1 protein-coding gene is annotated in these 364 nt (G+C 57.7%); it reads right to left on the bottom strand.

Annotation, left to right across the window (positions count from 1 at the left end; all coding sequences use genetic code 11):
- Positions 1–364, bottom strand: a 364-nt coding sequence (locus STRDD11_RS13405) for an FtsK/SpoIIIE domain-containing protein (RefSeq protein ID WP_128837684.1), incomplete at both ends; no start/stop codon positions are given.

The following is a 364-nucleotide window of genomic DNA, read 5'->3' as shown; positions in this document are numbered from 1 at the left end:
TCCGCATGGATTGGGCCCCGTCCAGGTTGGTAATGGTGCCCAGAAGATGGGGCAGGTTCTTGAAGAGGTTGGCCATTCCCCCACCCTTGTAGTCGATGAGCAGAAAGGCCACATCGTGCGGGTGGAAGTTGACAGCGAGAGACAGGATATAGGATTGGATGGTCTCTGACTTACCTGATCCCGTTGTCCCGGCAATCAGCCCGTGCGGACCATGGGCCTTCTCATGCAGGTTGAGGTAGACCAGGTCTTCCTTGCCCCTGAGGCCGATGGGCACCGCCAAGCTCTTATAAGGCGCATTCTGCTGCCACTTCTGCAGCACCTGCAGGTCCGCAAAGGTCTCCGCCCCGTACATCTCCATAAAGGT

The sequence above is a fragment of the Streptococcus sp. DD11 genome (genome assembly GCF_001578865.1).
Classification (GTDB): Bacteria; Bacillota; Bacilli; order Lactobacillales; family Streptococcaceae; genus Streptococcus; species Streptococcus panodentis.
Note: the sequence above shows the minus strand (reverse complement) of the source record. Positions and strands in the feature narration are given on the sequence as shown.